At 64.4% G+C, this 547-nt stretch carries 2 protein-coding genes; both read right to left on the reverse strand.

Annotated features, from left to right (window positions below; genetic code table 11):
- On the reverse strand, window positions 1–147 hold a 147-nt coding region (gene tnpB / locus GY791_12885), incomplete at its 3' end, for an IS66 family insertion sequence element accessory protein TnpB (GenBank protein MCP4329321.1).
- Window positions 144–527 carry a transposase gene (locus GY791_12890; protein ID MCP4329322.1) on the reverse strand — a complete coding sequence of 128 codons (384 nt, stop codon included), beginning with the start codon at window positions 525–527 and terminating at the stop codon, window positions 144–146. The genes tnpB and GY791_12890, both read right to left, overlap by 4 nt.
- Window positions 528–547 lie beyond the last annotated feature (20 nt).

Consider the following 547-nt stretch of genomic DNA (forward strand, 5'->3'; position numbering starts at 1 on the left):
CCGGCCACGGAACACAAAGACATGCCCGCTGAACGGATCGCGCCGCAGCGTCGCTTGCACTGCCATCGACAATCCGTTGAAGCCCTTGCGCATGTCCGTCACCCCGGCCGCCAGCCACACCCGCGTGCCGGCCGGTAATCCGATCATCGCAGATGCTCCAGAACCTGGCGTAGCGCCGCGCCGGAGACCGCACCGCTGATGCGAACCCGGGCTCCGCCCACCATCTCGATCGCAATCGTTCCGGTCGCCGCCGGCGTCGGCAAAGCACCGGTGTCGACCGCACAAAGCGCCACTGGAACCAGCCCAGGATCACCAGCCAGCGACCGCGCTTCGTATTCTCGACGCCACCTGAACAGCTGATTGGCGTTCACGTCATGACGGCGCGCAACCACCGAAACCGACGCACCCGGCGCACGGGTCTCGGCTACGATCTGACGCTTCAAAGCCTCAGGCCAGCGCCGGCGCCTACCAACCAACCGCTCTTCCTTGGTGTCCACCAAATCGTTAGTGGACACTTCTTTCGACATCACCATGCTCATGCCAAGCA

The organism is Alphaproteobacteria bacterium (assembly GCA_024244705.1).
Taxonomy (GTDB): domain Bacteria; phylum Pseudomonadota; class Alphaproteobacteria; order JAAEOK01; family JAAEOK01; genus JAAEOK01.

Coding starts and splice junctions, on each gene's coding strand:
- GY791_12890 (MCP4329322.1), bottom strand. CDS start 527: ATGTCGAAAGAAGTGTCCACTAACGATTTGGTGGACACCAAGGAAGAG.